Genomic DNA, 26,415 nt, shown 5'->3' on the forward strand with positions numbered 1-26,415 from the left:
TGACTGGCCTTCCGCCTCTAGCTGGGCGGAAGGCAAATCCAACCCACTCGGCATTCAAGGACTTCCATGAGCAGCACACCACTTCTCGACGCGTCTGACGTGGCCAAAAGTTTTGGCGCCGTACGGGCGTTGACCAATGCGCACCTCACGGTTGCCGAAGGCGAGATCGTTGCCTTGATGGGCGCAAATGGCGCTGGCAAGTCCACTTTCGTCAAGATCATTACTGGTGCCCTTAAACCCGACGCTGGTCAGGTATTGATCAGAGGCAAACAAGCGTTTGTCGGAAGCCCCGCCGAGGCGCGCCGTTCCGGTTTGGTGCCGGTTTATCAAGAACCCTCACTCATTCCTGATCTCGACGTATCCGACAATCTTCGGCTGACAGACACACCTGTCGATCAGTTTCAAAACTGGGTTACAGAACTTGGCATCGAAGGCCTGAAACTATCGGCAATGATTGGCGACCTGCCACTTGCTACGCTGCGCATCCTCGATCTGGCACGCGCGCTGGCAGTTGAACCAGATGTCCTCTTGCTGGACGAAATGACCGCGGCGCTGCCGACGGATCTGGTTGAACGCGTATTGAAGACCGTAAGGCGCAAAGCAAATGACGGGATGGGTGTGATCTATGTTTCTCACCGTTTCACCGAGATTTCGGAACTGTGCGATCGGGCCACTGTGTTGCGGGATGGCATGTCTGTCGGAGATCTCGACATTGAACCCGGCGTAGAAGAACGCGTGGTCGAATTGATGCTGGGTCAGAAGATTGACATTGGAACACGTCAGATCCTTCGAGCAAATGAACCACAGGCTAAGACACCGCGCCTAGGCATTAAGTCACTGGCTTTTGAGCCCAGTTTCTCGGATGTTTCGTTCGACTTATTCCCCGGCGAGGTCCTAGGGGTGGTCGCGCTTGAGGGTCAGGGGCAGGATGAACTGTTTGAGGTTCTGGCGGGCTTTGATCGCCCGTCTTCAGGATCGATGGAAGTTGATGGAAAGCCCGTAAACTTCGCCCACCCCGCCGACGCCATTGCCGTCGGGATAACTTTCGTTCCGGGCGATCGTTCAGACGCTCTGCTGGCGCAAAGGTCAGTTAAAGAAAACATCGCTCTGCCATTTTCAGCCCGGCTCAAGAACTGGGGACCAATAAAATTGCGGCATGAGCGCGATCGGGTCGCTTATGCGGTTGAGAAACTTCAGATCGACACACGCGCGCAAGGCGAGGTGCAAAGGCTTTCAGGTGGCAACCAACAGAAAGTCACCATTGGTCGCTGGCTCGCGACAGGTGTCGAAACCCTGCTTCTATTCGATCCGACCCGTGGCATCGATGTGCGCACAAAACGCCAGATTTACCCGCTTGTCCGTGAGTTGGCAGATCAAGGAGCGGCGGTTCTATTCTATACGTCCGAGTTGGAAGAAATCCCACTTGCCTGTGACCGCGCGGTCGTAATCTTCAACGGTCGCGTGGTTGACGTGATAGATGCGGCCGACGCGGATGAACAAACACTGATGCGTGCGGCCTATGGCCTGACCGAGACGGAGGGCGCGGCGTGAGCGTGGCCATCCGAAGACACGCATGGGTCATGGGGTTAGCGGTTCTTCTTATGATCCTTTTGACCATCACAAAATTGATACAACCAACTTTCGGTGCGTCAGGACTGGAGAGTATTGCCCGCGCCGCCCTGCCCTTTGCTTTCGCAACCGCCGGTATGGCCATCGTCGTAATTGTCGGCGGTATCGACCTGTCTGTTGCGTCTATGATGGCGGTCTGTGCTGTGACTGCAGCCGTTCTGATGGAGCGCATGGCCGGTGTACCGGCCTTGTTTATCGTGTTGGGGGTCGGGTTTTTGATGGGGTTGATCAATGGTCTTTTGATCGTTGTAACGCGCGTGCCCGACATCGTTGTGACACTCGCCATGCTGTTTGTCTGGGAAGGCGTCGCGCTGTTGATACTTGAGACACCGGGCGGCGCGACTGCAGATTGGCTGGAACAGGCAATACGCGGTCAGTTTCTATTCGACGGGCTGCCTAAGGCATTGCTCATCGTTGCCTTTGGCATCGCTGTTGTCTGGTTGCCGATCCGGCGCTCCAAACTCGGGCTCTCGATTTACGCCACCGGATCAGACGAGCTTGCCGCCTTCCGTTCTGGTGTTTCAGTGGGAAGAACAAAGATAGCAGCCTATGCGCTATGCGGGCTGTTTTGTGCCATGGGCGGTCTAAGCCTCGCTGCGCTGACCGGGATTGGAGAGCCGGTACCGGGGCCATATCTTATGGCCTCGGTCGCGGCCGTAGTTCTGGGCGGTGTCGTGCTGGGCGGTGGCAAAGGCGGTCTGCTTGGGCCGATCATCGCGGTGTTCATTTTGCGGATCATTCGGACGATCCTGACATTGCTGGCCGTCGATCCAAACGTGACCACGATTATCGAAGGCACAATTATGGTTCTCGTCGTTATGTTGGGCACGGCGGCTTCACTAAAGGGAGCCCGCCGATGAGCATGGACACCATAGATCCACCGATGGTCCGCTTTGGCCGTTATCTGCGCGACAACCCAATTATTCCGCTATTGGTCTTCCTTGTCCTGATGATCGCTGTGCTGGAAGTATTGCGGCCAGGTATCGTTGCCCCGGTCCGAGCAGGTCGGGATGGGCTGATTTCAACCTTTTGGGTTGGCAACCTGATCAAGTTCGCAATTCCATTGGCGATGCTTGCGGCTTGTCAGGTGCTGACAATGCTAACCGCAGGAATTGATCTCTCGGTCGGGGTAGTTGCCACCGTGTCAGCCTTCGTTTGCGCAACACTTAGTGCGATTTGGGGCGTGACACCTGCAGTATTGATCGCGCTGTCAGCTGGCCTAGTTGTGGGCGTTGTAAATGGCATCGGTGTGGGATTGGTCCGGGTCCATCCATTGATCATGACACTGGGATCGGGGTTAATCGCCACCGGATGTCTGCAGGTCTATCAACGCCTCGTTATCAATGCTGGCACCGAAATCCCCGCCTTCCTTGCCTGGCTCGGAACCGGCCGCACCGCTGGAATGCCGAATGGCCTTTTTGTATTCATCCCGTTTGCGCTCTTTATCCTGTGGCTTATGCGCTATACAGGATTTGGTCGGCTGCTGTTCGCCCTAGGCTCCAATGAGCAGGCCGCTAAGCTGTCCGGGGTCCGAGCATGGCAGGTCTATCTGGGGCTCTACGTGCTTTCAAGTTTGATCGCTGCGCTGGCTGGCTTGCTCTATCTCGGCATGATCCGTCAAACTTCGCTGAGCCTTGCCAACCCCTTATTGTTACCCTCTGTCGCTGCGGCGGTGATTGGCGGCACATCAATCTTCGGAGGTCGTGGCAGTTTCGCAGGTGCGATTGTGGGCGCACTTATTCTACGTGTGCTGGATACTATGCTAACATTGATGCAAATGCCGGAAGGTGCGCGCACGGCCCTGTTTGGGCTGATCATTCTTGCAGTTACCGCACTCTACGTCAGGATCACCGGCACGCGCTAAAGGGAGTTTCCAATGGCCAAATTCCGGATCGTCGGCATCAGTTTCGATCACATGCATATGGGTGACTTGCTTCGGATGGTGCACGATCACCCTGACGCTGAAATCGCCGGTATATTCGATCCTGATTGGGACAAGATGAAGGCAGCGGCAACGGCATTCAGCGTTCCCGAAGATCGGATCTTTACCGACTTCGACACATGCATGGCTGCGGGACCCTACGACATGGCAATTCTTTGTGTGGCAACGGCTCAGCATGCGGAATATACCGAACGTCTGGCCTCTTACGACCTGCATGTTTTTGTCGAAAAGCCCTTTGCCGCATCTTCTGATGATGCGCGCCGCATGATGGCTGCAATGGATAGGACCGACAAGCAGTTGATCATCAACTGGCCTTTGCGATGGGTCGAAAGCCATGTGACGGCCAAACGGTTGATTGATGACGGGATGATCGGCGACCTGCACGAAGTGCATTTCTACGACGGAAATCGCGGACCTCTGTACCATCTGGCCGACAAGGTCGAAGTCACCCCGGACGAGGTTGAGCGTCAGAAACCGAACTCATGGTGGTATAAGCGTGCATCGGGCGGTGGGTCGCTGTTGGATTACCTTGGCTACGGCGCGACGCTTGGAACCTGGTATATGGGGGGCGAGGAGCCGATCGAGGTGACATGCACAGTCGATGAGACACCGGGGATTGAGGTCGATCAACACGCCATTGCCGTTTGCCGTTATGAAACCGGGCTCTCAAAAATGGAAACGCGCTGGGGCACCTTCACCGACCCGTGGACAACGCAACCTCAACCAACTTGCGGATTCGTCTTTGTGGGCACAGACGGCACCATTTCATCGCCCGATTATGCCGATCACATAACGATTCAAACCCGCACACGACCTGACCGGCACGAGATACCAGTGACTCCGCTACCGTTAGGTGAACGAAATGCGATTGAGTATGTCCTTGACTGCATATCCAGAGAAGTCCCGGTCAAAGGGCCACTGGATCCAGCACTTTGCCTGACAGCGCAACGGATCGTCGATACAGCGCTCCGCTCGGCATATGAAAAACGAACACTTCGGTTACTCGCATGACCTCAGACAGTGCCAATTCAGACCAGTACGCACTAAAATCTGCTCATCTGCACGAAATCGATGCGCCGGATCTGCAGTATCTTCCACCAATGCCTCGACGCTATGAACCCCGGATCGGGGTTATTGGTACGGGTGGGATTTCTGCAAGCCATCTTGATGCCTACCGAACAGCAGGCTGGGACGTCGCCGCAATCTGGAACCGTACGCGCTCAAAGGCTGAAGAGAAAGCTGCTGAATACTGCCCCTCTGCACGCATCGAAGATGACTGGGAGGCGCTTCTTGCCGATAGCGAGATCGACGTTGTCGATGTCACGCTGCACCCCGAACATCGAGTGCCAATCATCAGAGCTGCCCTGCAAGCAGGCAAACACGTGCTCAGCCAGAAGCCTTTTGTTACCGACCTCGATCTAGGTAATGACCTTGTGAAGCTGGCAGATGATCAAGGCGTTAAACTAGCGGTAAACCAGAACGGTCGTTGGGCCCCGCACCTGTCCTGGATGCGTGAGGCGGTTTCAGCCGGATTGATCGGTGATGTTCTGTCGGCCCATATCTCAATTCACTGGGATCACAGCTGGACTGCAGGTACCCCGTTTGACGAAATCGACCAGCTGATACTTTACGACTTTGGAATTCACTGGTTCGACTTTCTTGCGTCTCTTGTTGGGGACCGGGCAGAAAGCGTTTTTGCAACCACTACATCTGCACGCGGCCAGTCCAACAAAGTGCCTCTGATGTCGCAGGCGCTGGTTCGTTTGGACCAGGGCCAAGCAAGTCTGGTTTTTGACGGGGGCGTTCCCTATGGGCCTCGCGACACAACATACGTTGCAGGTACGACCGGTAGCCTGACATCAGTTGGGCCGGATCTGTCGACGCAATCTGTGACACTTGAGACAGCGCATGGCATTGCGCGGCCTGCACTCGAAGGACAATGGTTCAACGACGGGTTTCGTGGCGCCATGGGGGAGCTTCTTTGTTCAATTGAAGACGACCGAGAGCCCTCAACATCTGCAAGAACCAACCTAAAATCATTGGCCATCGTTCTCGCCGCGGTTGCTTCGTCTAAACGCAAAAGGGAGGTCGAGATAGGAAGCATTAGGCTCAGGACACATAGCGAATAGATTACCAAAGCGGCGAGAACGATTGCTGAAAGGAAGAGTTTGGGACACCTGTCGAACCGCGTCGCCACACGTCGCCAGTCCTTCAATCTGCCAAACATGATCTCAATCCGATTGCGGCGTTTGTAGCGGCGCTTGTCGTATCGGACAGTTGTCTTGCGCTGTTTGCGGCTTGGGATGCACGCGCGTATCCCTTTGTCTTTCAACGCTTCTCTAAACCAATCGGCATCATATCCGCGCTCACCCAGCAACCATTCGACATTTGGCGGGCTGCTGACCAATGCCCTCGCGCTAATGTAGTTGCTGACCTAACCGGCAGTGACAAACAGATTCCAGGGGCTTCATTCGCCATTGTGCTTGAACCAAAAGCGCAAAAGGGCTCATCTGTCACAAACCGCATGCAACTTTGTGTTCATGCTGGCCTTGGTGCGCCCGATCAGACATGTGCACCGCTCATTTGAGCGCGATGAATCACGCAGCCAAACGGAAATCAATGGGCCTAAATTGTTGTTGTCGCGTGACGTCTTCCACTGAAGCAGAATATACTCCAGCATAGTCCGCGCAGTCTCCAGACCGGTTGCTGAGCAAAAGATTGGTGATGTCCTGAGCCGCGTTCTGAGCATGAGCTTGAACGGCAGTAAATCCTGTAAGAAGCGCGCTGAATGTCAAAACACTCACTCGCATGGTTCGATCTCCTGGGGTTTTCAGAAATCCAAAAATATGTTGCTCGATGGGAGTTGATGTCAGTCATCCTATCCTCAAAACGCGACGCGGTCCCCTCCTTTCAAGTCCAGGATTTCTCTCGCTTCATCGGGAGTTGCGACCTGACTGCCTTTCTCTCACCGAAGATTCAGGTCGCGATTCTCGACGGCACCCGGCCGCCCGAACTCACACTCAAGCGTCTGGTCAGCGTTACCCACGCACTTGATTGGGCCGAACAGGAATGTCGTTCGACTTTTGACACCTCAAGAACCGGCCTCCCAGATACAGGGTTCGCCCTCCTTGATCTGTGGGAACAATTCCCTACTCCACCTTTTTGGGAATTTGCAGCATAGATCTCTGAAAAACATACATTTCTGAGAGGAGAAACTCTGGATTCCAGACCCATCTCACGAAAATTCCCTGTAAGTTGCCGGGTATTAGGGAAATCCCTCCCAAAGCGACCCCGCCAAAATGCGCCACTGAGACTGAGGCCTGAATTGCGTTCTGAGTGTACGGTTTGCTCCATCTCTGATTGAAAGCGCATGCGCCAACTCGCGGGAATTGCGGCGCAATTCCGGATCAGAAAACACAACTGAAGTGAGACAAGTATGAGTGGCGGGGAGACAGGGATTCGAACCCTGGGGACGCTCTCACGCCCAACGGTTTTCAAGACCGCCGCATTCGACCACTCTGCCACCTCCCCGCGTGGGGCCGGGTCTAAGGCTATCTTTAAACGGTGGCAAGACCAAATAGGGAAATCTTGCCGAAGCCTGTGCAGCAGACTTTCCATGGCCGAACGTGCAGGCTATGCTTTGCGTGAAAGACCGTGACAGGCTGGCAGTTCAGAACCAGCGATCGGCGGCGGGGTACGATGAAAGAGGCCCCTTACAGGCAAGGGATTGCAAATATGGATCGAGCGACCACGACACGCGCAAAACCGCGGGCACTGGCGGTTCTGGTAATAACAGTTGCGGCTCTGTCAGGGTGCGACGAAGCCCTGACATCGGGTGGAACATCCACCGAGCAGGCGGACGAAAGCGTGCAGGACGACGGCAAATTAGAGCTGTTTCCCAAAACGACAGGGAACGCGCGTGATGATGTTGAAGCTCCTGATGTCTTCAAGGTCACCGAAGCCGGTTTGTGGGATGGGCGCCCCTCGTTGGGCGGAATCTGGGTCGCGCACCCGGACGTTACACAGCCTGAACGTGTTCGGATAACGAATACAAAGAACAACAAATCCGTAACCGGCGCACTTTTCCGCCGCGAACGCAACTTGCCGGGCCCTGCGCTGCAACTGTCTTCGACTGCCGCCGCGAAACTGGGTATCCTCGCAGGCGCACCGACTCGGGTTGAAGTTGTTGCCCTGCGGCGCAAGCCTGCCGAGAAAGTAGAAGAAAAAGCTCCTGAGCCCGAAGAGGTCGCTGAACCCGAAGAGACCCCAACGGCTGAGGCGGTTGAACCTCAGGACAAGGAAACCGATAGCCAGACCACAGCAGATGTGTCCGAAGACGTTGATAAACCAGCCAAGCGTAAATGGTGGCAAAAGAAGGCTCCAGTTGCTGCAGCTGGTGCTGCGACAGCTTCAGCCGTGGCTGAAACCGCAGAAAAGACCGATGAGGTGGCAACAGAGATTATCGAGGCGGCGCCTGAGCCAGCACCAACCGCAAATCTGACCGATCCCACTGTCACGCCGCCAACCGAGGCTGCACCGAAGCGGAAATGGTGGCAAAAGAAGCCTGCCGACGAAATCACCGAAACACCTCTGGACCCGATTGAGGGCGCTGCAGCGGCCATCGAAGAGGCCGCCCCTACCCCGGCAGCAACCGCAGCCAGCACTGAGGCAACCTCCGTTTCATCGCTTTCAAAACCGTTTATTCAGGTGGGCACCTTCACAGTTGAAGAAAATGCCGAAGGTGCTGCCGAGAAAATTCGGCGAAACGGGTTGCCTGCGAAAGTTCAAAAACTCGAAGCCAATGGCAAAACTGTTTGGAGGGTGATCGTTGGTCCTGCTTTGACGCGGGCGGAACGAAACGCAATGCAAAGCGACGTCAAAGATCTGGGCTTTTCTGACGCCTATACCGTGAAGAATTAAGCAAAAGGAGGTCCCCCTCGTGCTGTCCTCATTTCGATCATCTGTACTGACCCTCGGTTTGGCTATGTTTGCCCTGCCCGCACAAGCTTTCGATACGCAAGCCCGTGCTGCCTATGTCATGGACCAAACGACAGGAACCGTTCTTTTGTCCAAAGACGCAGACCAGCCGTTGCCGCCCGCGTCCATGTCCAAACTCATGACCCTGTTTGTAGCATTCGAAGCGCTGCGGGACGGTCGCCTGGAACTGAATGAGGAACTTCCGGTTTCCGAACATGCGACCAGCTATAAGGGCTCAAGTATGTTCCTGAACACGCAGGACCGTGTCCGGGTCGAAGACCTGCTGCGCGGGATCATAGTCCTGTCAGGAAATGACGCATGTGTTGTTATCGCCGAAGCCCTTAGCCCGGACGGAACCGAAGCTGGGTTTGCCCGGTTCATGACCCAACGCGCGCAACAGCTGGGCATGAATAATTCGAACTTTGCGAATTCGAACGGATGGCCAGCCGCAGGCCACATGATGTCTGTGCATGACCTCGCCATTCTGGCCGACCATCTGATTAGCGACTTTCCCGAATATTACCCTCTGTTCGCCGAGGAAGAGTTCGAATTCGACAACCGGGTGCCGTCAAATTCGCGTAACCGGAATCCCTTACTGAAACTTGGGATTGGTGCGGATGGGCTAAAGACTGGCCACACGCAAGAAGCGGGCTATGGCCTTGTAGGATCGGCACAGCAGGGGGATCGCAGGGTCATTTTCGTTTTGTCGGGGCTCGACAGCGTCGCCCGCCGCGCAGAGGAGGCTGAGGCCGTCGTTAACTGGTCGTTTCGCAATTTTGTCGAGAGGCAGCTTGCCGAAGCAGAAAAACCGATAGGACAAGCCGATATCTGGATAGGCACTTCGAAAACGGTTGATCTTGTCCCGCAAGAGGATTTGACACTGCTGCTGCCTGTTCTCGGGGATAAGAATGTTGAGGCAGAAATCGTCTATGACGGTCCGCTTGAGGCCCCCATCGCCAAAGGACAGGAAATCGCTGAGCTTGTCATCAAGCCCGATGGCCTGCCCGAGATACGCAGACCCCTGGTTGCAGCGGAAAGCGTCGAAAAGGGCGGCTTCTTCGTGCGGATTTTGACAGTTGGCGGCATTGTCGCGAAAGATATCATTGGTAACCCGTTGGGCGCGATGTGACGGCAGGCGGGTTATTTCTTACCTTCGAAGGCATCGACGGATCAGGCAAATCCTCGCAAGCGCGTATGCTGGTCGAGCATTTGCGCGGGCTCGGGCATGATGTCGTTCTCACGCGTGAACCTGGCGGCTCTGACGGGGCCGAGGAAATCCGCAGGCTGGTGCTTGAAGGCGATCCCGATCGCTGGTCAGCTGAGACGGAAATCCTGCTGTTCACCGCTGCGCGCCGCGACCATCTGGAACGCACCATCGAACCCGCTCTGGCGGCGGGCAAGATCGTGATCTGTGACCGGTTTGCCGATAGCACCCGCATGTATCAGGGCCTGTCGCGCGGCGACTTGCGGGGATTGGTCGATCAGTTGCATAGGCTGATGATCAAACGTGAACCGGACCTGACCGTGTTGATCGACATGGACCCTGAAACCGGCCTGTCTCGGGCCAAGGGGCGACAGGGCACCGAAGAACGGTTCGAGGATTTCGGCATTCACCTACAACAGAAGATGCGGGCCGGTTTTCTTGAACTGGCGGATGAATTTTCCGACCGGTTTCGCCTGGTCGATGGCAATAGGGACATGGACAGCGTTGCCCGCGATGTGACAGATATCGTCATGCAAGCCTTGTGACGGACGATTGATGAACAACGACATCCCGATCCCGGATCAGGCACCCGGTGCCCTTCATCCGCGCGAAACACCACATCTGTTTGGGCAGGCAGAGGCCGAGCAGGCCTTTCTTAGCGCTTATGCTTCAGATCGCCTGCACCATGGCTGGCTGCTGACCGGCCCCCGAGGTGTGGGCAAGGCGACGCTGGCCTGGCGGATCGCGCGGTTTCTGTTGGCGACCCCGGCTGTCGAAGAGGACGGGCTGTTTGGCGCGCCACCTCCCCCTGAAACGCTTGAGATTCCACCAGATCACCCGGTTGTTCATCGAATTCTGGCTGGTGCCGAGCCTGGCCTAGCCGCCATCAAACGATCCGTGAACGATCAGGGCAGGTTGCGAAATGAAATCGTTGTGGACGACATTCGCAAACTTGGGAAGTTCTTCGGCCTGTCCTCGGCCGATGGGGGCCGCCGTGTCGTCATCGTAGATTCTGCGGATGAAATGAACATCAGCGCCGCCAACGCATTGCTGAAAATGCTCGAAGAACCGCCTGCGCGGACAACGCTGCTGTTGATATCGCATCAACCGTCCCGCCTTTTGCCCACGATCCGATCCCGGTGCCGTACCTTGCGCCTTTCGCCGCTGAACGCGGAAGATATGAACGCCGCACTGACCCAGACCGGGGTTGAGCTGACTGGAAACCCCGACCATCTGGCCGCTCTGGCCAGCGGGTCCGTTGGGGACGCCGTCCGCCTGATAAATCTGAGCGGACTCGAAATATATGCCGAGCTCATCGCGATCCTGAGCACCCTGCCCCGGCTGGACAGACAACGCGCTCTGGCTCTGGCCGAGGCTGCCGCACAGCGCGGAGCAGCCGAACGGTTCGAGTTGCTGTTGACGCTGATCGACATTGCCTTGTCACGTCTTGCTGTAACCGGTGCGACTGGTGCTCCGCCATCGCCAGAGGCCGCGCCAAACGAAGGTGATATCCTGTCCCGTTTGTCCAGATCGCCGGAGCAGGCACGCCTTTGGGCGGAAACCGCAGCCCAGATCACCGCCCGCGCCCGCCACGGGCAGGTGGTGAACCTTGACCCTGCCGCTCTGGTCCTAGATACGGTGTTCAAGATACAGGAAACCGCCGGTCAGAACAGATGAGCGACACCCCCCAAATCACCGACAGCCATTGCCATCTGGACTTCCCCGATTTTGAAGGACAGTTGGACCTGATCGTCGCAAATGCGGCCGAATCCGGTGTGACCCGGATGGTGACGATCTGCACCAGGTTGAGGAACGAACCCACTGTGCGCGCCATAGCTGAGGCTCACGCGCCGGTATTCTACGCGGCAGGCACGCACCCGATGAGTGCAGCCGATGAACCGATGGCAACTGTGGACGAGCTGGTGGCACTGTCACAGCACCCCAAGTTTGTTGGTATCGGTGAAACCGGGCTGGATTATCACTATACCGCCGACAGTGCGCAGGTTCAGCAGCAATCCCTGCGCGTTCATATCGAGGCCGCTCAGCGTACCGGACTGCCTTTGATCATTCATGCGCGCGCGGCGGACGAAGACATGGCCCGCATTCTGGCCGAAGAATACGGCAATGCCCCCTATTCATGTGTGATGCATTGTTTTTCGTCTTCGGCCGAGCTGGCACAGTCCGCCCTGGATCTTGGGTTTTACCTGTCCATGTCGGGCATCGCCGCTTTTCCCAAAAGCCAGGAATTGCGCGATATTTTCGCAAATGCGCCAGTAGACCGCATCCTGGTTGAAACCGACGCGCCCTATCTGGCGCCGCCCCCGTTTCGCGGCAAACGGAATGAACCGGCCTATACCGCCCACACCGCCCGCAAAGGCGCCGAGGTCTTTGGCATGGGCTATGCCGATTTCGCGGCGCAGACCCAGGCCAATTTCGAAAGACTCTTCACCAAGGTCGCCTCTTGCAAGGCGGCGGCATGACCACGCTGCGCTGCACCATTTTGGGCTGCGGCTCGTCAGGTGGAGTGCCACGTCTTGGCGGTCACTGGGGCGACTGCGACCCCGAAAACCCCAGGAACATCCGCCGCCGCTGCTCGATGCTGGTCGAACGTGACGGGCCCGAAGGCACCACCTCGGTTCTGATCGACACAACCCCGGATATGCGCAGCCAGCTGCTGGATACCGGCACCGGGCGGTTGGATGGTGTGGTCTATACCCATTCTCATGCCGACCACGTCCATGGCATCGACGACCTGCGCATGATCGTCTTCAACATGCGCGAACGGGTGCCGGTCTGGGCTGATGGCGACACCCAGAATGATCTTTTGGGCCGATTTGGCTATGCCTTCATCCAACCTGAAAACTCACCCTACCCGCCGATCCTCAACCTCAAGACAATCGACGGCCCGTTCGAGATCACTGGCCCCGGAGGCCCTATCCCGTTCCACCCCTTCAAGGTGAACCACGGATCAATCGACGCGCTTGGTTTCAAAATGGGCAATCTGGCCTACCTGCCGGACGTGGCAGAGATATATGACGATGCCTGGACCACATTAGAGGGTCTGGACTGTCTGGTGATCGACGCGCTGCGCCGGTCCCCGCACCCGACCCATGCGCATCTGGAAAAGACCCTTGGCTGGATCGACCTGTTGCAACCAAAAACCGCGGTTCTGACCAACATGCATATCGATCTTGACTATGCCACAGTCGACGCAGAAACCGCAGACAACATCACCCCTGCTTATGACGGCATGGTGATACATCAGGCTCTGTAGGGCCCTGGCCGAGATCATACAGATATCCTTTCCCGCGCGAATAACTGTTGCGGAACGCTGACATGCTGCAAAATCTCATTGAAGTCATCCTTCCAGTTTTTCTTGTTATTGGAGCCGGTTACGTCTCCACTCTTCTTGGATACTTCAAGGAAAACCACATTGATGGCCTGATGAAGTTCACTCAGGGTTTTGCAATCCCCTGCCTTCTGTTTCTTGCGATTTCACATCTCGACCTCAGTGTCAGTTTTGATCCCAAGCTGTTGATCAGCTTTTACTCTGCTGCTGCGCTTTGCTTTTGTGCCGGCCTGTTCGGCGCGCGACTGATCTTCAACCGCGAATGGGAAGATTGCGTCGCAATCGGTTTTTGCTGCCTGTTCTCCAATTCCGTCCTGCTGGGATTGCCGATTACTGAACGGGCTTATGGCCCTGAAAGCCTTACGGGCAATTATGCCGTCATCGCCTTTCACTCGCCGTTTTGTTACGGCCTAGGCATCACGGTAATGGAGGTGATCCGGAACCGAGGCCACGGAGGATCGCGAATGGTTCGCTCGGTCCTGACCGCGATGTTTCGCAACGCTCTGATTGTCGGGATCTCACTGGGTTTCATCGTAAATCTGTCCGGGCTCGGCGTGCCAGCCGTTGTGGATGATGCCCTTGGCCTGGTGACCCGCGCGGCCCTTCCCGGCGCGCTGTTCGCGCTTGGGGGCGTTCTGGTTAAATACAGACCCGAAGGTGACCTAAGGGCGATCGCCTTTGTCTGCGGCGTTTCTCTGCTGCTGCACCCGAGCCTTTTCTGGCTTTTCGGATCCACCCTTGGACTGCCACAGGATCTATTCCGGTCCGGAGTGATGACAGCCGCCATGGCCCCTGGTTTCAACGCCTATATCTTTGCAAACATCTATGGCCGCGCCAAACGGGTTGCTGCATCCTCTGTTCTGTTGGGTACGGCAGTATCTATCCTGAGCGTCTGGTTTTGGCTGACCCTATTGGGCTGACGGTGCAGCAGGCGGATTGACTTTTACACGACGCGGCGCACCTATCGCTAAAGCGGACAGGACAGATTTATGACACACGCCCTTATCGTTACCCATGGCCAACCTTCTGACCCAGAACCAGCCGAAGCGGTCTTGGCGGCTTATGCAGCCGATGTAAATGCCCTGTGTGCCGGTGTTTCGGTTCATTCTGCAACGCTGGCAGCCCCTGGGGCACTTGACAGCGCACTGGACAAGATTCCCGGCGACGCCGTCATCTATCCCCTATTCATGGCCAAAGGGTGGTTTGTCACAGATGTGCTGCCGAAACGTATTGGTGACCGCCGAAACCCTATTCTGGATCCCTTGGGCGCGGACCCGAAATTGCCCCATTTGGTCGCGCAAACCCTTGAGGGAACGCTGCAGGACAAAGACTGGCGGTCACAAGAAACGGACCTTGTGATCGCTGCGCATGGATCGGGCCGCAGCAGAAACCCTTCCGCCGTCGCAACGGCATTCGGCGACGCTTTGTTGCAACTGATACCACTTGGATCCCTGCGCCTTGGGTTTGTCGAAGAGGCCCCTTCGATTTCTGTGGCCGCCGCAGGAACCGGCGCCCAAACCCTGTGTTTGCCATTTTTTGCCTGCACGGGTGGCCATGTTCTTGAGGATGTGCCGCAAGAATTAAGCAAGGCCAAGTTCAAGGGACAGGTTTTACCGGTTGTGGGTGAACTGCCACTGGTGCAGCAACACATAGCGTCCGTTCTCAAAGCTTTTTCTCCATCGAAGTAGAGTCGTCTGACCACATACACTTTGCCGGTTCCTTTAGGGGGAAACCTATCTGTGTGAGTGATCCACAAGCTGCGAATATAGACAGTGGCGAGACCGGCCATTTCGCTTGGCCGCATACAGGGCAAGGTCTGCCGCATGCAAAATCTCAGCGGGTTTAAGCGATGGAAACTGGGTCGAAAGCGCCGTGCCTATACTGGCTGAAACCTGGCACGACACGTTGTCGAACATCATCGGTTCCCGCAGCCGTTCGATCAGCCTGATGGCGATTGCAGAGAGAACACCCTCGTCCGTCAATCCTTTGTATATAATTACAAATTCGTCCCCGCCGACACGCGCCACTGTATCGTCTCCGCGGGTTTCCTCACCCATGATCCGCGCCGCCTGTTGCAACACATAGTCGCCTGCGGCATGCCCGAATTGGTCATTGACCGATTTGAAAAAATCAAGATCCAGATGCATCAGCGCGAATGGAGATTTGGACGAGATCATGTGATCCAATAGAACATCCATCGCCCGGCGATTTTTCAGCCCCGTCAGTGTATCTGTAAATGCCTTTTGTTCGGCGGCAAGCATCGCCCCTTGAAGGCGCAGGTTCAGAGATCTGGACGCCTCCATCGCTGCCGATTTCGCCTCGACCAGATACAATAATTCGATCGCCAGATCAGTGCCCGAGAAATCCGCACTGGTCAGGGCATAATCCCGGACCGCATCCAAAATCGATATTCCGAAAGACAGATTGATGACCGCCCCCTTACCTTCGGGCAGCGGAGCGATAAGGCCCTTCAATGCGGTGCGCGGGGCGTCGTGAAACCTGAGGTGCAATTTGGTGCCCGCCTGGGACATCAAGCCTGAAACCGTAGTCACCGCTCTGGGGCGAAGCAGCTCAAAGATATCCAGAAAGCTTTGACCTTCCATCGGCTTTTCAGGGCGCAGCTTTTGCAAGGTTGATCCGACGCGGGTCACTTTCCCATCCTCGTTCACCAGCAAAAACATCGGGCAAAGGGTTTGTAAAAGCTCTGCCAGATTATTCGCGTTCATCATGCTTTTCGCGCCCCTAAATCAAAATGCCGACCTTCTGAAAAAGCGCTTTCTACCAGAACGATTGAGATAAACTCGATCTCACCCTGCTGGCCCTCATGCGACAACATGGCCAGAGCCCCGTAATCATCAGCCATCGCGCGCAATACGCCAACCATGACGCTTGAAAACCCAGGCAGACCTGGATGGCAGGACAATCTGTATTCCGTCGGTGAAAGCTCGTGCAATTCAAGTGCCGGAAGATTTAGATCCGATACGGCCAATCTGACCCGGTCAGACAGATCATCAAGCGAATGGAGAAATTCCAGATAGCTGACACCGCCAAATCGCAACAGACGGCGCAGGTCTTCCATGTTGGGATGAGACACAAGGTACGTTCCCAAGTCTTCAAGAACGTCACTGCGTGAACGTTTCAGGACCGTGCATACCTCATCCAATACCTGCTCGGTAATATCATCGTCGTAAACAAGCATGGCCTCGAACTCGGCAAAGCCCAGTTCGGCTGAATCCATCACGCGCATCCAGCACGGCTGCCCGTAGGTCACCGCAACAAAGGATTGAATCGCCCGGTTGATCAGACCATGCATGAGAGACCTCAAATTGGTTTCTCACGCAGTGTGCTCTGAAATTTGTTAACAAACACCCAACACGCGGGCGTCACCACATAGAATTCACGCAAGTATCGAAGTGGAAGTGACTGAGATTACGCTAGAAATCTGTCGGCGCTCCGCCTTCGGTTTTGCGTCGTGCGACAAAGTCGGCAAGCTCTTCCCGGATGCCCTCATCCATTGCCGGAGCTTCAAAGCTGGTGATGATTTCCTTGAACATGTGATGCGCGCGCTCAGCGGTCCAGACGCCTCCTGCGACTTCCCAACCCTCATAGTTCTTCCAGTCACTCAGAAACGGCTGATAAAACGCTGTGGTATAGCGATCCTGAGTGTGCTGAATGCCAAAGAAATGCCCGTCATTGCCGACTGACCGGATCGCATCCAGAGCAATCTCGTCAGGGCCGGTTGCCGTCAATTCCGGCTGCATATACCGCTGAATTTGCTGCAATATCTCGCAATCCATAATGAACTTTTCAGGGCTTGCGATCAGGCCACCCTCAAGCCAACCTGCAGCGTGATAGACCATGTTGGTGCCCGATTGCACCGCCGCCCATAATGAGTTCGAGGTCTCCCACACAGATTGGCCATCCGGAACGTTTGCCGCGCAGACACCCGAAGACCGCAGGGGCAGGTCGTAAAATCGGGCCATCTGGCCGGTCATCTGTGTCGCCCGCATGTATTCCGGCGTTCCAAAAGCCGGAGCACCAGATTTCATATCCACATTCGAGGTGAACGTACCGATGACACAAGGAATCCCTGGTCTCACATATTGGAACAATGCAATCGCGCACAGCGCCTCGGCCAGGGATTGCGCTACTGCACCGGCCATTGTGACGGGGGCCATCGCCCCGGCCAAGGTGAACGGCGTCACAACAATCGCCTGCCCGCGCCGCGCCAACCTCAGGCAACCGTCGATCATGGGCTGATCGTGCTTCAACGGCGAGGTCGAGTTGATGTTAGTATACATCCTCGGTTTGGCTTCGAATTCTTCATGGCTCAGCCCCCCTGCGATCCGCACCATTTCCATGACGTCTTCGACGCGTTCCTTGCCCAGCGAATAGGCATGCATCGCCTTATCGGTCAGAGTCAGCTTGTCGTACAGAACATCCAGATGCCGGACGCTGGCATGTATATCCACTGGCTCGACCGGGTATCCGCCGGCAAAATGGATACAGTTGAAATACTGCGTCAACTTCAACAGGTTCCGGCACATCTCGCGATTTCCCGGTACCTTGGTGCCAATCTCCATATCCCAGTAGTTCGGCGGGGACGAAACATTTCCGAACAGCAGGTTTTTTCCCCCGATCTCGATTGCGCGGTCGGGATTACGCGGTGTGATGGTAAAGGTGGATGGGGCTTTACGCACCATTTCCATGACAAAGTCCCGGCCCATTCGAACGTTGTCACCGTTGATCGTACATCCGGCCTCACGCAGGATTCCGATTGCCTCTTCGTTGTAGAACTCGATCCCGATCTCTTCGAGAATCCGCATTGCGCCCTCGTGGATCGCCGCGACGCCAATCTCGTCCAACGGTTCGGTTGGTTTGTCGGTGTTGATCGGAGGGCTCCACGGCATCTGATCAATAACCGCTGCGCCCCGTCTCTCGGCGGCACCAGCCCGTCCTCCGCTGCGACCTCTGCGTGCTTTCTTGTCGGCCATTGGACACTCCTCGGAACTTGGCTTTCTAGAAGCAAGCCCCGAACGCGTACTGTTGGCCGCTCTGTCTGCGACAGGCTATGTCGGTTTCGACGTCTGAACCGCCGAATTCACACCCGATCACGCCTTTTCGTACAACCAAGCAGGTATATGTCCGATGTTTGGCAAGACGACATCCGCCATCGCTTCGAGCGTTTCTGCACGCGCCATACCCGTCAGAACCCCGATCGTCTTCATACCTGCTGCCCGTCCGGCCTGCAGATCATGCAGGCTGTCGCCCACCATTGCTATGTTTTCTGGGTTTACCCCCACATGTTGCGCAAAGGCGAAGAGTTGACCCGGGCCTGGCTTGAATCCGTGCCCACTGTCATAACCGGCGACAAAATCGAAATGTTCGCGGATCCCTGCAGACGAAAGATGTTCGGATGCGGGCATCTCTCCGTCATTGGTCGCAACACCCAGTTTCAGCCCAGCCTCGCGCAGCCCATCAAGGAACGGGATAAGCGGAACGGCCTGGGCTTGCGGAGATGAGGCCGACTCGGCATTCAACAGATCCACCAACTCTTCGCGCGGCATTTCCGGGAGGTGCGGCTCTAGAACCTCGGCGATTTCTTCGACGGTGCCCGCAATGACAACACTGTCCTCAGAATAGGCAACCTGTTCGAGGTCAAAGCCGATCACCTGCCCAAGCTCGGCCGCACGGGCATGATCTCCGTTCGTCACTCGCAGTAAAAAATTGCGCCCAAACGTGCCCCAGGTTTCCGCGAAATCAAACAGGGTACCGTCTTTGTCGAACAGGATGGCTTGGATTGGCATTGTGAAACTCCTGCCCGGTAGGCTTTCAGGTCCAATGAACTTCCGCGCCACCAGACAACAAGGCGCGGGCCTGGCCCGGCTGATCATACGGCACAGAATTGACGTCACAAAACTCGACTACCCACGAATCGTCAAGCATTAGAAAATCCAGAACTGAGCCCAGAAACTCCGGCTCTGCTGCCCTGTCTTTGATGTCCTGTACCGAAGCCCCCGTCGAACCCAGAAATACAGGCAGCAGGTCATCATTGCCCACAAGCCAGGTAAGGGCATTCAGCGCCAGCGTTTCGGCGGATTGAGCGGAAATTGGCATAAAGAAGCCCCTGATCTGATATTGGAAAGGGTTTGTTAACCAGAGTCATAAACACTTTAGCAACGCATGCAATCAACGGTGACTGATATGTCGGTGCAAGGAACGATCCTTGTCCTGGACGGGACCTCAACCAATCGAATTATGCTGAAGGTACAGCTTACTGCGGCCTGGTATCACGTCGCACAGGGGGAAAATCTGCGGGGTCTTGATGGGCTGCTGAAACGTGTGCGCCCCGATTTGATCTTAACCGCGCAGTCATTGCCGGATGGAACGGCGGCTGATGTCAAGAAAGTGGTAATGGCCGACCCGGATCTGGCGGATATTCCCATTGTCGCTATCGCGCCGCAAAACGACAAATCCGCAAGGTTGAGGGCATTGTCAGATGGGTTGGACGATGTATTGGCGCACCCGTTCAAGGACACGTTGTTGCTAGCTCGGGTTCGCAGCTTGTTACGGGCACGCGCCGATACGCAGGAATTGCAAGACAATAGCGGATCGCCATGTTTGGGATTTGCCGAAGCGACAAGCACCTTTGCCACGCCACCCAAAGCTGCGCGCGCCGCCCTACTGACGCAATCCGCTAAAACCGGGGCGCTTTGGCAGAAGGCGCTGTCCGAACATACGCATCACAGTTTGTCAATTCACACGATATCGAACCTTCACCGCCTGCTTTCCGGCCCCATCCCGGACGCGGTTATTGTCGAAATTGATGGCGAATCTTCAGGCCTGAGTGTTCTGGCGGATTTGAAATCGCGCGGGGCAACACGGCACACAGTGCTGATCGGCATCTTGAGAAAGGATGACGCGTCTCTGGCTGCCGAAGCGCTGGATCGCGGCGCGGATGCCATCTGTATGGCGGGGTTCTGCCCCCGTGAAACTCTGTTGCGGCTTGATAACCAGCTTGCCCGCAAAAGCCGAATTGACCAGATGCGGGATTCTTTGCGGCGTGGCATCGCGGAATCCTGGGTGGATCCACTGACCGGCCTGCATAACCGCCGCTATGCAATGCGAGCATTGAAGCAAATCGCCCGGCAGTCTGCGCAGACCGGGCGCGGTTTTACCGTGATGGTGGCCGATCTGGACCATTTCAAATCAATCAACGACAAGTTTGGCCATGCCGGAGGCGATCAGGTCTTGATCGAAACAGCCAAGCGCATGCGCAATTCCATTGATTCTGACGGCTTTGTGGCCCGGATCGGGGGCGAAGAATTCTTGATCGGTCTGCCTGAAACTACAGGGCGGCGGGCATTGGGGATCGCACGAACCGTCTGCAACGACATCTGCCAGTGTCCATTCGACCTATCCGAGGCCGCCGAACCAATCGCAGTGACAATCAGCATCGGCCTCATTACAGCTGATGACAACACGTTTCGCCAGGGCATCCCACCCGCACCATTGGACAACATGATAAAATCTGCGGATACGGCCCTGTATGCTGCGAAAAAGGCGGGACGCAATCAGGTCATGGTCCAGAATCACGCAGCCTGATCGGGTCAGTCGCGCTTTCTGCCCGCTTTCGATTTTCGGTGCACCACATCTTCCAGACGATCAGCGTATTCGACGCGTTCTTTCGGGCTCATGGCTGACACACGGATCAGCCACTGTTCCTGCAAAGCAGACTGCATCTCTGACATCACCTGCGCCTGCTGGCCCAACAAAGTCTCTACAGCGTCAGCCGCGAAGGGTTCGGCGCGAAGTGCGTCGCCAAGGGCTTGAAAATCCGCCGTCCGATGATCGACACCTTGGCGGTGCAGGCCCGAAAGCTCGGCCCGCATCGCCTGGCGTTCATGCTTGGGAAGCGCGCGATAAAGCGCCGATCCAAATCCCGGAGGGGTTTTGACGTGGTCATTGTTTCTGACGCGCAGCGCCGTGCCAACAACCGCACCGATGACTAGCAGATTGATAGCAAGGGACACGATCAGCAGGACAGGCATCCACCGGCGTTTAGGTTTTGACTGTTCGCTCATTCGCCTTCCTCCAGGAAGATTGTATTCAGATCCATATCCGCAACCTCAAAGCCAGAGGATTGCGAATAAAGCAACGTCGCCGGATCGGGCAAAAAGGCTGGGGCAGTCAATCCAATCCAGATGCCAGCAATGCCCGCGGCCGCCAGACCTCCCATCCCCTGCCAGCCAAAGAAACTATCCAATGCCTGTGCCCAGAACCCTTGGGGTGATTTCTGAAGCCTTTGCAAACGAACGGTTTCCGCATCGGCCAGAATACGAAAGGCGAGTGCATCGGGTAACGGCTCATTTTCTTGACGAGCACGTAAAAACAGGTGATTCAGGTCGCTATTTTCATCCATCGGCATATCCCAACTCGTCTCTTCTTGCGGCTAACTGCTGTGCCAGTGCCCGCTTTCCCCGAGCTGTCAGACTCTCTACAGCTTCGACGGAAATATCCATGATTCCCGCGATTTCGGGATTGGGCAACTCTTCGATATGGCGCAAGACAACAGCCTGACGTTGCCGATCCGGAAGTTGCGCCAACGCGAACTGCAGTGCGTCCAACCTGGCGGCATCCTGAAGGTGTTCGGTTGCACTGATCGCATCGCTTTCAGGTTCGGCAACATCAGAAAGACTGTCCGCCGATTTCTTCCGCCGAATATCGACACACAGGTTCAGAGTGACTCGGTAAAGCCAAGTCGACACCTTTGCCTGTCCAGCAACCCAATCCGGCGCCATCTTCCATAGGCGCATCATGGCTTCCTGTGTGACATCTTCGGCTTCGGCCCGGTCGTTCAACAGCCTGAGCGCCACCGAAAAACTGCGCGGCCCAAGCCGATCGGTCAAAATGCGTGCCGCATCAGCGTCACCCTCGGCGAACCGCCGCAACAATGCATCGTCTCCGGGGTCGCCCGCAGCCTGACTTTGGCTGCGAGCCCTCGTTGATGAGGTACTCAGGTCCCGCATCCTTCATTAGCTGTCGTCGGTGCCAGCCTTGTCACGTTTTTTGTGATGCCGGCCCATCCGGTTTTTCGCATCGGCAAATTCCTGTTCCGTGATCGTGCCATTTTTGTCCGCGTCGATGCGGTCAAACATCTTGCCAGCACGGCGCGGCTTGGGCAACTCATCATCGGATAAGAGGCCATCCTGATTGGCATCGTGCTTTTCGAACATTTGATTCACACGCTCATTCGCCTTCTTCTGGCTAGCCGCTTGCATCTCGTCGACGCTCAACATGCCGTCGCCATTGGTGTCGGCATTGGTGAAACGCTGTTGCCTATAGGTTTGCATTTCTTCCTGCGTGACCTGACCATCATTGTTCAGGTCCAGCTCTTGAAAGGTCACGTCCTCTCGGCCTTTCGGACCGACAGCCAAGGCGGTTGTGCTTGTCAATGCAATGGCCGATACCAGAATGGCCGGGATAAGTTTCGCGCTTTTCATATCGTTTTCCTTTGTTTCTCGCGACCGGTTTGTCGCTGCTCACATAGGTTAAAACGGTGCAGTTTTCGGTTTCCGTCGCCCAATTTGAATTTTTTCTGTTGCTCACTGCCATCGACCACATAATTTCCGGACATCTCATCGCGGCACAAAGCGACGCACCCCCCTTTTCTGTGGAGCAAAACAAGCGCAATATCAGGGCAATCTGAATGCGCGAGTTTCAAAATGACAGATCAAACGATCGACACAATATCCGAGAACGACCGTCCAACCCGGCCTGCGCTAATCAAAGGCTTCCGCTGCCGCTGCCCAAAATGCGGTGAAGGCAAGCTGTTGCACAGCTACCTGAAGGTGAATGACAGCTGCAGCAGCTGTGGTCAGGAACTGTTTCATCACCGTGCGGATGACGGTCCAGCCTATCTGACAATCCTGTTGGTCGGTCACCTGCTGGCGCCCGCTTTGCACATCTCTTATGTCCAGTGGCGCCCTGACCCGCTGAACATGTTCCTGATTTTTGCATTCGGATGTACAGCCTTGACACTGTTCCTGCTACCGCGAATGAAAGGGGCCGTTGTCGCCTATCAGTGGGCACGACGGATGCATGGGTTCGAAACGGACCGATGACTGGAATGATTGGGTCGGCCCTGAGATGAGTACAGACAAAACGGCTATACGGGACGCTGCAACAGTTATCGTGTTGCGGGACCGGATGACGAACCCTTCCATTTTGATGGGTCAAAGGGGCGCAAAAGCCGTTTTTATGCCGAACAAATTCGTGTTTCCAGGTGGCGCGGTAGACGCAGAGGACGCTCTGGTCCCGCTATCGGCTGACATGTCCCAGCTCTGCCGCGATCGGCTTACTGAACAGTCTCCGCCCGGGCTGCAGAATGCTTTGGCGGCCGCCGCAATCCGCGAGCTCTGGGAGGAAACCGGCCTGGTGCTTGGAGTTCCCGGCGCTTGGACAGGTGAGGTGCCGATTGACTGGCAAAGCTATGCAGAGGCAGGATTTCTGCCCTCTGCACAGGCATTGCAGTTTGTTTTTCGCGCCGTCACCCCGCCCGGCCGTACGCGCCGGTTTGATGCACGATTCTTTTTGGTAGATGCAGACGCCCTGCAAGGCGATCTGGATGACTTTGGCCGCGCTTCGGATGAGTTGTCTCACCTGCAATGGGTTCCGTTGAACAAGGCGCGCGAGCTTGATCTTCCCTTCATAACCGAAGTTGTTCTGGCCGAAGTTGCAGCCCGGGTCACACGACCCGAACCACCCCAAAGCGTTCCGTTCTTCCTCAATCAAGAAGAACAAAGCCTGTTCTTACAGATCAAAGGCTATCCAATGTCCGAACAGGACTTCTAGCCGAACCTACTTCATTCGGCTGATCACCGTGGTCACCTCGGGCTTTTTGCCGATCTCGGTCTTTGCTGTCTGACGCACGATCCGGCGCAATGCCTCTTCCAGCTTGTCATCGTCGCGCCGGGTTTTGGTATCCGCCCGCATGAGGAATTGGTTCAGGTCCTCTTCCAGAACTTCGACCAGTGCTGCGCGCGATGTTCCGGTCTCGGCCAAGCCCATCGTATCGCACCAGGGTTCACCCAACGGTTCGTCTTCTTCGTCTAAAATAACCGTCACGGTTACATGCCCGTTCAAGGCCATGCGAATGCGGTCGCGGACAACTCCATCCAAGGCTCCGACCTTTACGGTTCCATCCAGATAAGTTCGGCCTGTCTCGACGTAGTCGACGACCTTGGGGGCATTGCCGCTGAGATCCAGCATCGTGCCATTGACTGCCACAACCCCGGTACGACTACCCGCTTCGGCCAGTTTAGCATGTTCGCGCAGATGTCGGTGTTCACCATGCATGGGAATAACCATCTGTGGGTTGACTATGGCGTGCACTTTTTCCAGATCAGGCCGGTTGGCATGGCCAGAGACGTGATACAGACCCGAGCTGTCATCCACCACATCAACGCCTTTTTCGCTGAGCTGGTTCATGATGAAGATCACGCCCTTCTCATTGCCCGGGATCGTCTTCGACGAGAACAGGAACAGATCGCCTTCCTTCAACTCGATCCCGCGGTATTTACCACGCGCAAGCTGAGCACTGGCCGCACGGCGTTCGCCCTGGCTGCCGGTTACGATCAGCATCAGGTTCTGGCGCGGGATATCTACGGCCTCTTCGGCGCTGATAACCTTGGGAAAATCCGTGAGAATACCGGTTTCCGTCGCGGCCTCGATCATGCGCCGCATCGCGCGGCCCAACAGAACGACCGAGCGCCCGGCGCGCTGGCCAGCCTCAGCCAGCGTTTTCACCCGCGCGACATTCGAGGCAAAAGTCGTCGCAACCACCATGGATTTGGCGTTTTCAACCAGCTTGGTGATCTCAGGCCCGACCTCGGATTCCGAGCGGCCCGCATGCGTTGAAAACACGTTCGTGCTGTCGCAGACCAATGCTTTCACGCCGTCCTTGGCAACCTCGGCCCACAGGTCCTGATCAAACGGTTCACCTACCACAGGGTTGGCATCCAGCTTGAAATCCCCTGTATGCACGATCCGCCCCGCAGGCGAGTCTATGACAAGCGCCGCACTTTCGGGGATCGAGTGCGATACCGGCAAAAACCCGACTGTAAATGGGCCAACCGTCACCTGTTCAGGCCAGGCTGACAGGGTCTGAACCGCGTCTGTCGGATGGGCTTTCTCTTCCATCTTGCGACGCGCGAGATTTGCGGTGAAGGCGCGTGCATAGATCGGGGCGCCCAAGTCGTCATAGCAATGCGCCACAGCGCCGACATGATCTTCGTGGGCATGGGTGACGAATACCGCCTCAAGCCGGTCGGCACGTTCTTTTAGCCAGTTGATATCGGCATGGATCAGGTCGACACCGGGTGTTGTGTCCATATCTGGGAAGGTTACACCAAGATCGACAAGGATCAGCTTCTCCTTTCCCGGCTTGCCATAGCCATAGACATAGGCATTCATCCCAATTTCGCCCGCCCCGCCCAGGGGCAGATAGATCAGTCGTTCACTGCTCATGTTGAGCCATTTTCCTTGTTATAGCGATGGATCACGGTCAGTCCGTGCATCGTCAAATCGTCTTCTATAGCGTCAAACCCAACATCTGCCTGATCGAACAGAGGCGCAAGCCCCCCGGTTCCCACGACTTTCATCGGCATGCCGTATTCCGCCTTGATCCGGGCAATCAGCCCTTCGATCAAACCGGAATAGCCCCAATACACGCCAGATTGAATGCAGCCAACCGTATTTGTTCCGATCACTTTTTCTGGACGTGTGATGTCGATATGCGGCAACGCGGCGGCCCCCTGGTGCAACGCCTCAAGGCTCAGGTTTACACCTGGAGCGATGATGCCGCCGACATATGCTCCATCCGAAGACACCACGTCAAAGTTGGTGGCCGTTCCAAAATCGACAACAACCACATCGCCGCCATGCCGTTCAAATGCCCCGGCAGCATTGGCCAGGCGATCCGGGCCAGGGACCGTACCCTCGTCTATGCGCGGGCTGACAGGCAGCAGACACTCCGGCTTGCCCACGACCAATGGGCGACAGCCAAAGAACCGGTCCGCAAAGACGCGCAGATTGAAGACCACACGCGGCACGGTCGAGGCGATAATCACATCGGTGATATCAGCTTGGATCTCATAATGTTTGACCAGCGTAGAGTACCAGGTGAAATAGGCATCCGCCGTACGGGCATGGTGCGTAGACGTGCGCAGCGTGCAGACGAATTCCTCACCGTCCCAGATCGAGAAAACGGTATTGGTGTTGCCGCAGTCGATGGCTAGAAGCATTGGTGCCCCT

At 56.1% G+C, this 26,415-nt stretch carries 28 protein-coding genes, 1 tRNA gene and 1 pseudogene; 17 read left to right on the forward strand and 13 right to left on the reverse strand.

The window, feature by feature from the left end; all coding sequences use genetic code 11:
• Nucleotides 1–66 precede the first annotated feature (66 nt).
• The 5 genes from AC2FH0_RS12770 to AC2FH0_RS12790 all read left to right on the forward strand — a co-directional run bounded on the left by AC2FH0_RS12770 (nt 67) and on the right by AC2FH0_RS12790 (nt 5,700).
• Nucleotides 67–1,551, forward strand: coding sequence for a sugar ABC transporter ATP-binding protein (locus AC2FH0_RS12770; protein ID WP_496694927.1), 1,485 nt, complete (start codon nt 67–69; stop codon nt 1,549–1,551).
• Nucleotides 1,552–1,625: 74 nt separating this feature from the next.
• Entirely contained in the window at nt 1,626–2,489 is an 864-nt protein-coding gene (locus tag AC2FH0_RS12775) for an ABC transporter permease (RefSeq protein WP_281972358.1), read from the forward strand.
• Nucleotides 2,486–3,493, forward strand: coding sequence for an ABC transporter permease (locus AC2FH0_RS12780; protein ID WP_496789488.1), 1,008 nt, complete (start codon nt 2,486–2,488; stop codon nt 3,491–3,493). Before AC2FH0_RS12775 ends, AC2FH0_RS12780 begins: the two co-directional genes overlap by 4 nt.
• Nucleotides 3,494–3,505: 12 nt before the next feature.
• Nucleotides 3,506–4,582: a Gfo/Idh/MocA family protein gene (locus AC2FH0_RS12785; protein WP_281972360.1), complete on the forward strand. Its 1,077-nt coding sequence runs from the start codon at nt 3,506–3,508 to the stop codon at nt 4,580–4,582.
• Between the two features lie 89 nt (nt 4,583–4,671).
• Nucleotides 4,672–5,700: a Gfo/Idh/MocA family protein gene (locus AC2FH0_RS12790; RefSeq protein WP_496789490.1), complete on the forward strand. Its 1,029-nt coding sequence runs from the start codon at nt 4,672–4,674 to the stop codon at nt 5,698–5,700.
• Here the strand turns inward: AC2FH0_RS12790 and AC2FH0_RS12795 are convergent.
• Nucleotides 5,691–6,137: pseudogene (locus AC2FH0_RS12795) on the reverse strand (transposase); the annotation flags it as partial. The gene AC2FH0_RS12790 and the pseudogene AC2FH0_RS12795 overlap by 10 nt on opposite strands.
• Before the next feature lie 222 nt (nt 6,138–6,359).
• Between AC2FH0_RS12795 and AC2FH0_RS12800 the strand changes: the two are divergent.
• Complete coding sequence (locus tag AC2FH0_RS12800) at nt 6,360–6,752, forward strand: hypothetical protein (protein WP_496789492.1); 393 nt, start codon at nt 6,360–6,362, stop codon at nt 6,750–6,752.
• A 260-nt stretch (nt 6,753–7,012) separates the two neighbouring features.
• On the opposite strand, the gene AC2FH0_RS12805 is transcribed toward AC2FH0_RS12800, so the two are convergent.
• A tRNA-Ser gene (locus tag AC2FH0_RS12805) sits at nt 7,013–7,102 on the reverse strand.
• Nucleotides 7,103–7,306: 204 nt separating this feature from the next.
• Between AC2FH0_RS12805 and AC2FH0_RS12810 the strand changes: the two genes are divergently transcribed.
• The 8 genes from AC2FH0_RS12810 (at nt 7,307) to AC2FH0_RS12845 (ending at nt 14,789) form a co-directional block, all read left to right on the forward strand.
• The gene (locus AC2FH0_RS12810; RefSeq protein WP_496789494.1) at nt 7,307–8,491 is read left to right on the forward strand and encodes an SPOR domain-containing protein; all 1,185 of its coding nucleotides are present in this window, start codon (nt 7,307–7,309) and stop codon (nt 8,489–8,491) included.
• A gap of 64 nt (nt 8,492–8,555) precedes the next feature.
• Nucleotides 8,556–9,677, forward strand: coding sequence for a D-alanyl-D-alanine carboxypeptidase family protein (locus AC2FH0_RS12815; RefSeq protein ID WP_496789496.1), 1,122 nt, complete (start codon nt 8,556–8,558; stop codon nt 9,675–9,677).
• Nucleotides 9,674–10,297, forward strand: coding sequence for a dTMP kinase (gene tmk / locus AC2FH0_RS12820; protein ID WP_496789497.1), 624 nt, complete (start codon nt 9,674–9,676; stop codon nt 10,295–10,297). Before AC2FH0_RS12815 ends, tmk begins: the two co-directional genes overlap by 4 nt.
• A 10-nt stretch (nt 10,298–10,307) precedes the next feature.
• Entirely contained in the window at nt 10,308–11,429 is a 1,122-nt protein-coding gene (locus tag AC2FH0_RS12825; protein ID WP_496789498.1) for a DNA polymerase III subunit delta', read from the forward strand.
• A complete protein-coding gene (locus AC2FH0_RS12830) occupies nt 11,426–12,232 on the forward strand; it encodes a TatD family hydrolase (protein WP_496789499.1) in 807 nt (268 codons plus the stop codon). Before AC2FH0_RS12825 ends, AC2FH0_RS12830 begins: the two co-directional genes overlap by 4 nt.
• Nucleotides 12,229–13,026: an MBL fold metallo-hydrolase gene (locus tag AC2FH0_RS12835; protein WP_271950144.1), complete on the forward strand. Its 798-nt coding sequence runs from the start codon at nt 12,229–12,231 to the stop codon at nt 13,024–13,026. The genes AC2FH0_RS12830 and AC2FH0_RS12835 overlap by 4 nt, the downstream gene beginning before the upstream one ends.
• 62 nt (nt 13,027–13,088) lie before the next feature.
• Complete coding sequence (locus tag AC2FH0_RS12840) at nt 13,089–14,021, forward strand: AEC family transporter (RefSeq protein WP_142634838.1); 933 nt, start codon at nt 13,089–13,091, stop codon at nt 14,019–14,021.
• Nucleotides 14,022–14,090: 69 nt separating this feature from the next.
• Entirely contained in the window at nt 14,091–14,789 is a 699-nt protein-coding gene (locus tag AC2FH0_RS12845) for a CbiX/SirB N-terminal domain-containing protein (protein WP_496708820.1), read from the forward strand.
• A gap of 45 nt (nt 14,790–14,834) precedes the next feature.
• Here AC2FH0_RS12845 and AC2FH0_RS12850 read toward each other — a convergent pair whose 3' ends face one another.
• The 5 genes from AC2FH0_RS12850 to AC2FH0_RS12870 form a co-directional block, all read right to left on the reverse strand.
• A complete protein-coding gene (locus AC2FH0_RS12850; protein ID WP_496789501.1) occupies nt 14,835–15,830 on the reverse strand; it encodes a diguanylate cyclase domain-containing protein in 996 nt (331 codons plus the stop codon).
• A complete protein-coding gene (locus AC2FH0_RS12855) occupies nt 15,827–16,414 on the reverse strand; it encodes a heme NO-binding domain-containing protein (RefSeq protein WP_496690833.1) in 588 nt (195 codons plus the stop codon). The genes AC2FH0_RS12850 and AC2FH0_RS12855 overlap by 4 nt, the downstream gene beginning before the upstream one ends.
• 121 nt (nt 16,415–16,535) lie before the next feature.
• Entirely contained in the window at nt 16,536–18,095 is a 1,560-nt protein-coding gene (locus AC2FH0_RS12860) for a trimethylamine methyltransferase family protein (RefSeq protein ID WP_496690834.1), read from the reverse strand.
• A gap of 117 nt (nt 18,096–18,212) precedes the next feature.
• Nucleotides 18,213–18,908: an HAD family hydrolase gene (locus AC2FH0_RS12865; protein ID WP_496690835.1), complete on the reverse strand. Its 696-nt coding sequence runs from the start codon at nt 18,906–18,908 to the stop codon at nt 18,213–18,215.
• Nucleotides 18,909–18,933: 25 nt separating this feature from the next.
• Nucleotides 18,934–19,218, reverse strand: coding sequence for a DUF3572 domain-containing protein (locus AC2FH0_RS12870; RefSeq protein ID WP_496690836.1), 285 nt, complete (start codon nt 19,216–19,218; stop codon nt 18,934–18,936).
• Nucleotides 19,219–19,305: 87 nt separating this feature from the next.
• Between AC2FH0_RS12870 and AC2FH0_RS12875 the strand changes: the two genes are divergently transcribed.
• Nucleotides 19,306–20,706 carry a diguanylate cyclase gene (locus tag AC2FH0_RS12875; RefSeq protein ID WP_496691037.1) on the forward strand — a complete coding sequence of 467 codons (1,401 nt, stop codon included), beginning with the start codon at nt 19,306–19,308 and terminating at the stop codon, nt 20,704–20,706.
• Nucleotides 20,707–20,711: 5 nt separating this feature from the next.
• On the opposite strand, the gene AC2FH0_RS12880 is transcribed toward AC2FH0_RS12875, so the two are convergent.
• The 4 genes from AC2FH0_RS12880 to AC2FH0_RS12895 are packed head-to-tail and all read right to left on the reverse strand — an operon-like array spanning nt 20,712 to nt 22,604.
• Nucleotides 20,712–21,185 carry a periplasmic heavy metal sensor gene (locus tag AC2FH0_RS12880; RefSeq protein ID WP_496690837.1) on the reverse strand — a complete coding sequence of 158 codons (474 nt, stop codon included), beginning with the start codon at nt 21,183–21,185 and terminating at the stop codon, nt 20,712–20,714.
• Nucleotides 21,182–21,523, reverse strand: coding sequence for a hypothetical protein (locus tag AC2FH0_RS12885; protein WP_496690838.1), 342 nt, complete (start codon nt 21,521–21,523; stop codon nt 21,182–21,184). Before AC2FH0_RS12885 ends, AC2FH0_RS12880 begins: the two co-directional genes overlap by 4 nt.
• Entirely contained in the window at nt 21,516–22,130 is a 615-nt protein-coding gene (locus AC2FH0_RS12890; RefSeq protein ID WP_281972822.1) for an RNA polymerase sigma factor, read from the reverse strand. The genes AC2FH0_RS12885 and AC2FH0_RS12890 overlap by 8 nt, the downstream gene beginning before the upstream one ends.
• 6 nt (nt 22,131–22,136) lie before the next feature.
• The gene (locus tag AC2FH0_RS12895; RefSeq protein WP_496690839.1) at nt 22,137–22,604 is read right to left on the reverse strand and encodes an EF-hand domain-containing protein; all 468 of its coding nucleotides are present in this window, start codon (nt 22,602–22,604) and stop codon (nt 22,137–22,139) included.
• 222 nt (nt 22,605–22,826) lie between these two features.
• Here AC2FH0_RS12895 and AC2FH0_RS12900 point away from each other — a divergent pair, with 222 nt between their 5' ends.
• Both AC2FH0_RS12900 and AC2FH0_RS12905 read left to right on the forward strand, forming a co-directional pair.
• Entirely contained in the window at nt 22,827–23,225 is a 399-nt protein-coding gene (locus tag AC2FH0_RS12900; protein ID WP_142634860.1) for a DUF983 domain-containing protein, read from the forward strand.
• Between the two features lie 25 nt (nt 23,226–23,250).
• Nucleotides 23,251–23,955, forward strand: coding sequence for an NUDIX hydrolase (locus AC2FH0_RS12905; RefSeq protein ID WP_282021545.1), 705 nt, complete (start codon nt 23,251–23,253; stop codon nt 23,953–23,955).
• 6 nt (nt 23,956–23,961) lie between these two features.
• On the opposite strand, the gene AC2FH0_RS12910 is transcribed toward AC2FH0_RS12905, so the two are convergent.
• Nucleotides 23,962–25,629 carry a ribonuclease J gene (locus AC2FH0_RS12910; RefSeq protein WP_496789503.1) on the reverse strand — a complete coding sequence of 556 codons (1,668 nt, stop codon included), beginning with the start codon at nt 25,627–25,629 and terminating at the stop codon, nt 23,962–23,964.
• Nucleotides 25,626–26,405, reverse strand: coding sequence for a type III pantothenate kinase (locus tag AC2FH0_RS12915; protein WP_271950166.1), 780 nt, complete (start codon nt 26,403–26,405; stop codon nt 25,626–25,628). Before AC2FH0_RS12915 ends, AC2FH0_RS12910 begins: the two co-directional genes overlap by 4 nt.
• Nucleotides 26,406–26,415: the final 10 nt, after the last annotated feature.

The organism is Ruegeria sp. CDSC051 (genome assembly GCF_059610665.1).

What these genes read in the sequence shown, in the direction of transcription:
- AC2FH0_RS12770 (WP_496694927.1), top strand. Translation starts at nt 67, where the DNA reads ATGAGCAGCACACCACTTCTCGACGCGTCTGACGTGGCCAAAAGTTTT.
- AC2FH0_RS12780 (WP_496789488.1), top strand. Translation starts at nt 2,486, where the DNA reads ATGAGCATGGACACCATAGATCCACCGATGGTCCGCTTTGGCCGTTAT.
- AC2FH0_RS12785 (WP_281972360.1), top strand. Translation starts at nt 3,506, where the DNA reads ATGGCCAAATTCCGGATCGTCGGCATCAGTTTCGATCACATGCATATG.
- AC2FH0_RS12790 (WP_496789490.1), top strand. Translation starts at nt 4,672, where the DNA reads ATGCCTCGACGCTATGAACCCCGGATCGGGGTTATTGGTACGGGTGGG.
- AC2FH0_RS12800 (WP_496789492.1), top strand. Translation starts at nt 6,360, where the DNA reads ATGTCAAAACACTCACTCGCATGGTTCGATCTCCTGGGGTTTTCAGAA.
- AC2FH0_RS12810 (WP_496789494.1), top strand. Translation starts at nt 7,307, where the DNA reads ATGGATCGAGCGACCACGACACGCGCAAAACCGCGGGCACTGGCGGTT.
- AC2FH0_RS12815 (WP_496789496.1), top strand. Translation starts at nt 8,556, where the DNA reads ATGTTTGCCCTGCCCGCACAAGCTTTCGATACGCAAGCCCGTGCTGCC.
- AC2FH0_RS12825 (WP_496789498.1), top strand. Translation starts at nt 10,308, where the DNA reads ATGAACAACGACATCCCGATCCCGGATCAGGCACCCGGTGCCCTTCAT.
- AC2FH0_RS12830 (WP_496789499.1), top strand. Translation starts at nt 11,426, where the DNA reads ATGAGCGACACCCCCCAAATCACCGACAGCCATTGCCATCTGGACTTC.
- AC2FH0_RS12835 (WP_271950144.1), top strand. Translation starts at nt 12,229, where the DNA reads ATGACCACGCTGCGCTGCACCATTTTGGGCTGCGGCTCGTCAGGTGGA.
- AC2FH0_RS12840 (WP_142634838.1), top strand. Translation starts at nt 13,089, where the DNA reads ATGCTGCAAAATCTCATTGAAGTCATCCTTCCAGTTTTTCTTGTTATT.
- AC2FH0_RS12845 (WP_496708820.1), top strand. Translation starts at nt 14,091, where the DNA reads ATGACACACGCCCTTATCGTTACCCATGGCCAACCTTCTGACCCAGAA.
- AC2FH0_RS12850 (WP_496789501.1), bottom strand. Translation starts at nt 15,830, where the DNA reads ATGATGAACGCGAATAATCTGGCAGAGCTTTTACAAACCCTTTGCCCG.
- AC2FH0_RS12855 (WP_496690833.1), bottom strand. Translation starts at nt 16,414, where the DNA reads ATGCATGGTCTGATCAACCGGGCGATTCAATCCTTTGTTGCGGTGACC.
- AC2FH0_RS12860 (WP_496690834.1), bottom strand. Translation starts at nt 18,095, where the DNA reads ATGGCCGACAAGAAAGCACGCAGAGGTCGCAGCGGAGGACGGGCTGGT.
- AC2FH0_RS12865 (WP_496690835.1), bottom strand. Translation starts at nt 18,908, where the DNA reads ATGCCAATCCAAGCCATCCTGTTCGACAAAGACGGTACCCTGTTTGAT.
- AC2FH0_RS12870 (WP_496690836.1), bottom strand. Translation starts at nt 19,218, where the DNA reads ATGCCAATTTCCGCTCAATCCGCCGAAACGCTGGCGCTGAATGCCCTT.
- AC2FH0_RS12875 (WP_496691037.1), top strand. Translation starts at nt 19,306, where the DNA reads ATGTCGGTGCAAGGAACGATCCTTGTCCTGGACGGGACCTCAACCAAT.
- AC2FH0_RS12880 (WP_496690837.1), bottom strand. Translation starts at nt 21,185, where the DNA reads ATGAGCGAACAGTCAAAACCTAAACGCCGGTGGATGCCTGTCCTGCTG.
- AC2FH0_RS12885 (WP_496690838.1), bottom strand. Translation starts at nt 21,523, where the DNA reads ATGGATGAAAATAGCGACCTGAATCACCTGTTTTTACGTGCTCGTCAA.
- AC2FH0_RS12890 (WP_281972822.1), bottom strand. Translation starts at nt 22,130, where the DNA reads ATGCGGGACCTGAGTACCTCATCAACGAGGGCTCGCAGCCAAAGTCAG.
- AC2FH0_RS12895 (WP_496690839.1), bottom strand. Translation starts at nt 22,604, where the DNA reads ATGAAAAGCGCGAAACTTATCCCGGCCATTCTGGTATCGGCCATTGCA.
- AC2FH0_RS12900 (WP_142634860.1), top strand. Translation starts at nt 22,827, where the DNA reads ATGACAGATCAAACGATCGACACAATATCCGAGAACGACCGTCCAACC.
- AC2FH0_RS12905 (WP_282021545.1), top strand. Translation starts at nt 23,251, where the DNA reads ATGAGTACAGACAAAACGGCTATACGGGACGCTGCAACAGTTATCGTG.
- AC2FH0_RS12910 (WP_496789503.1), bottom strand. Translation starts at nt 25,629, where the DNA reads ATGAGCAGTGAACGACTGATCTATCTGCCCCTGGGCGGGGCGGGCGAA.
- AC2FH0_RS12915 (WP_271950166.1), bottom strand. Translation starts at nt 26,405, where the DNA reads ATGCTTCTAGCCATCGACTGCGGCAACACCAATACCGTTTTCTCGATC.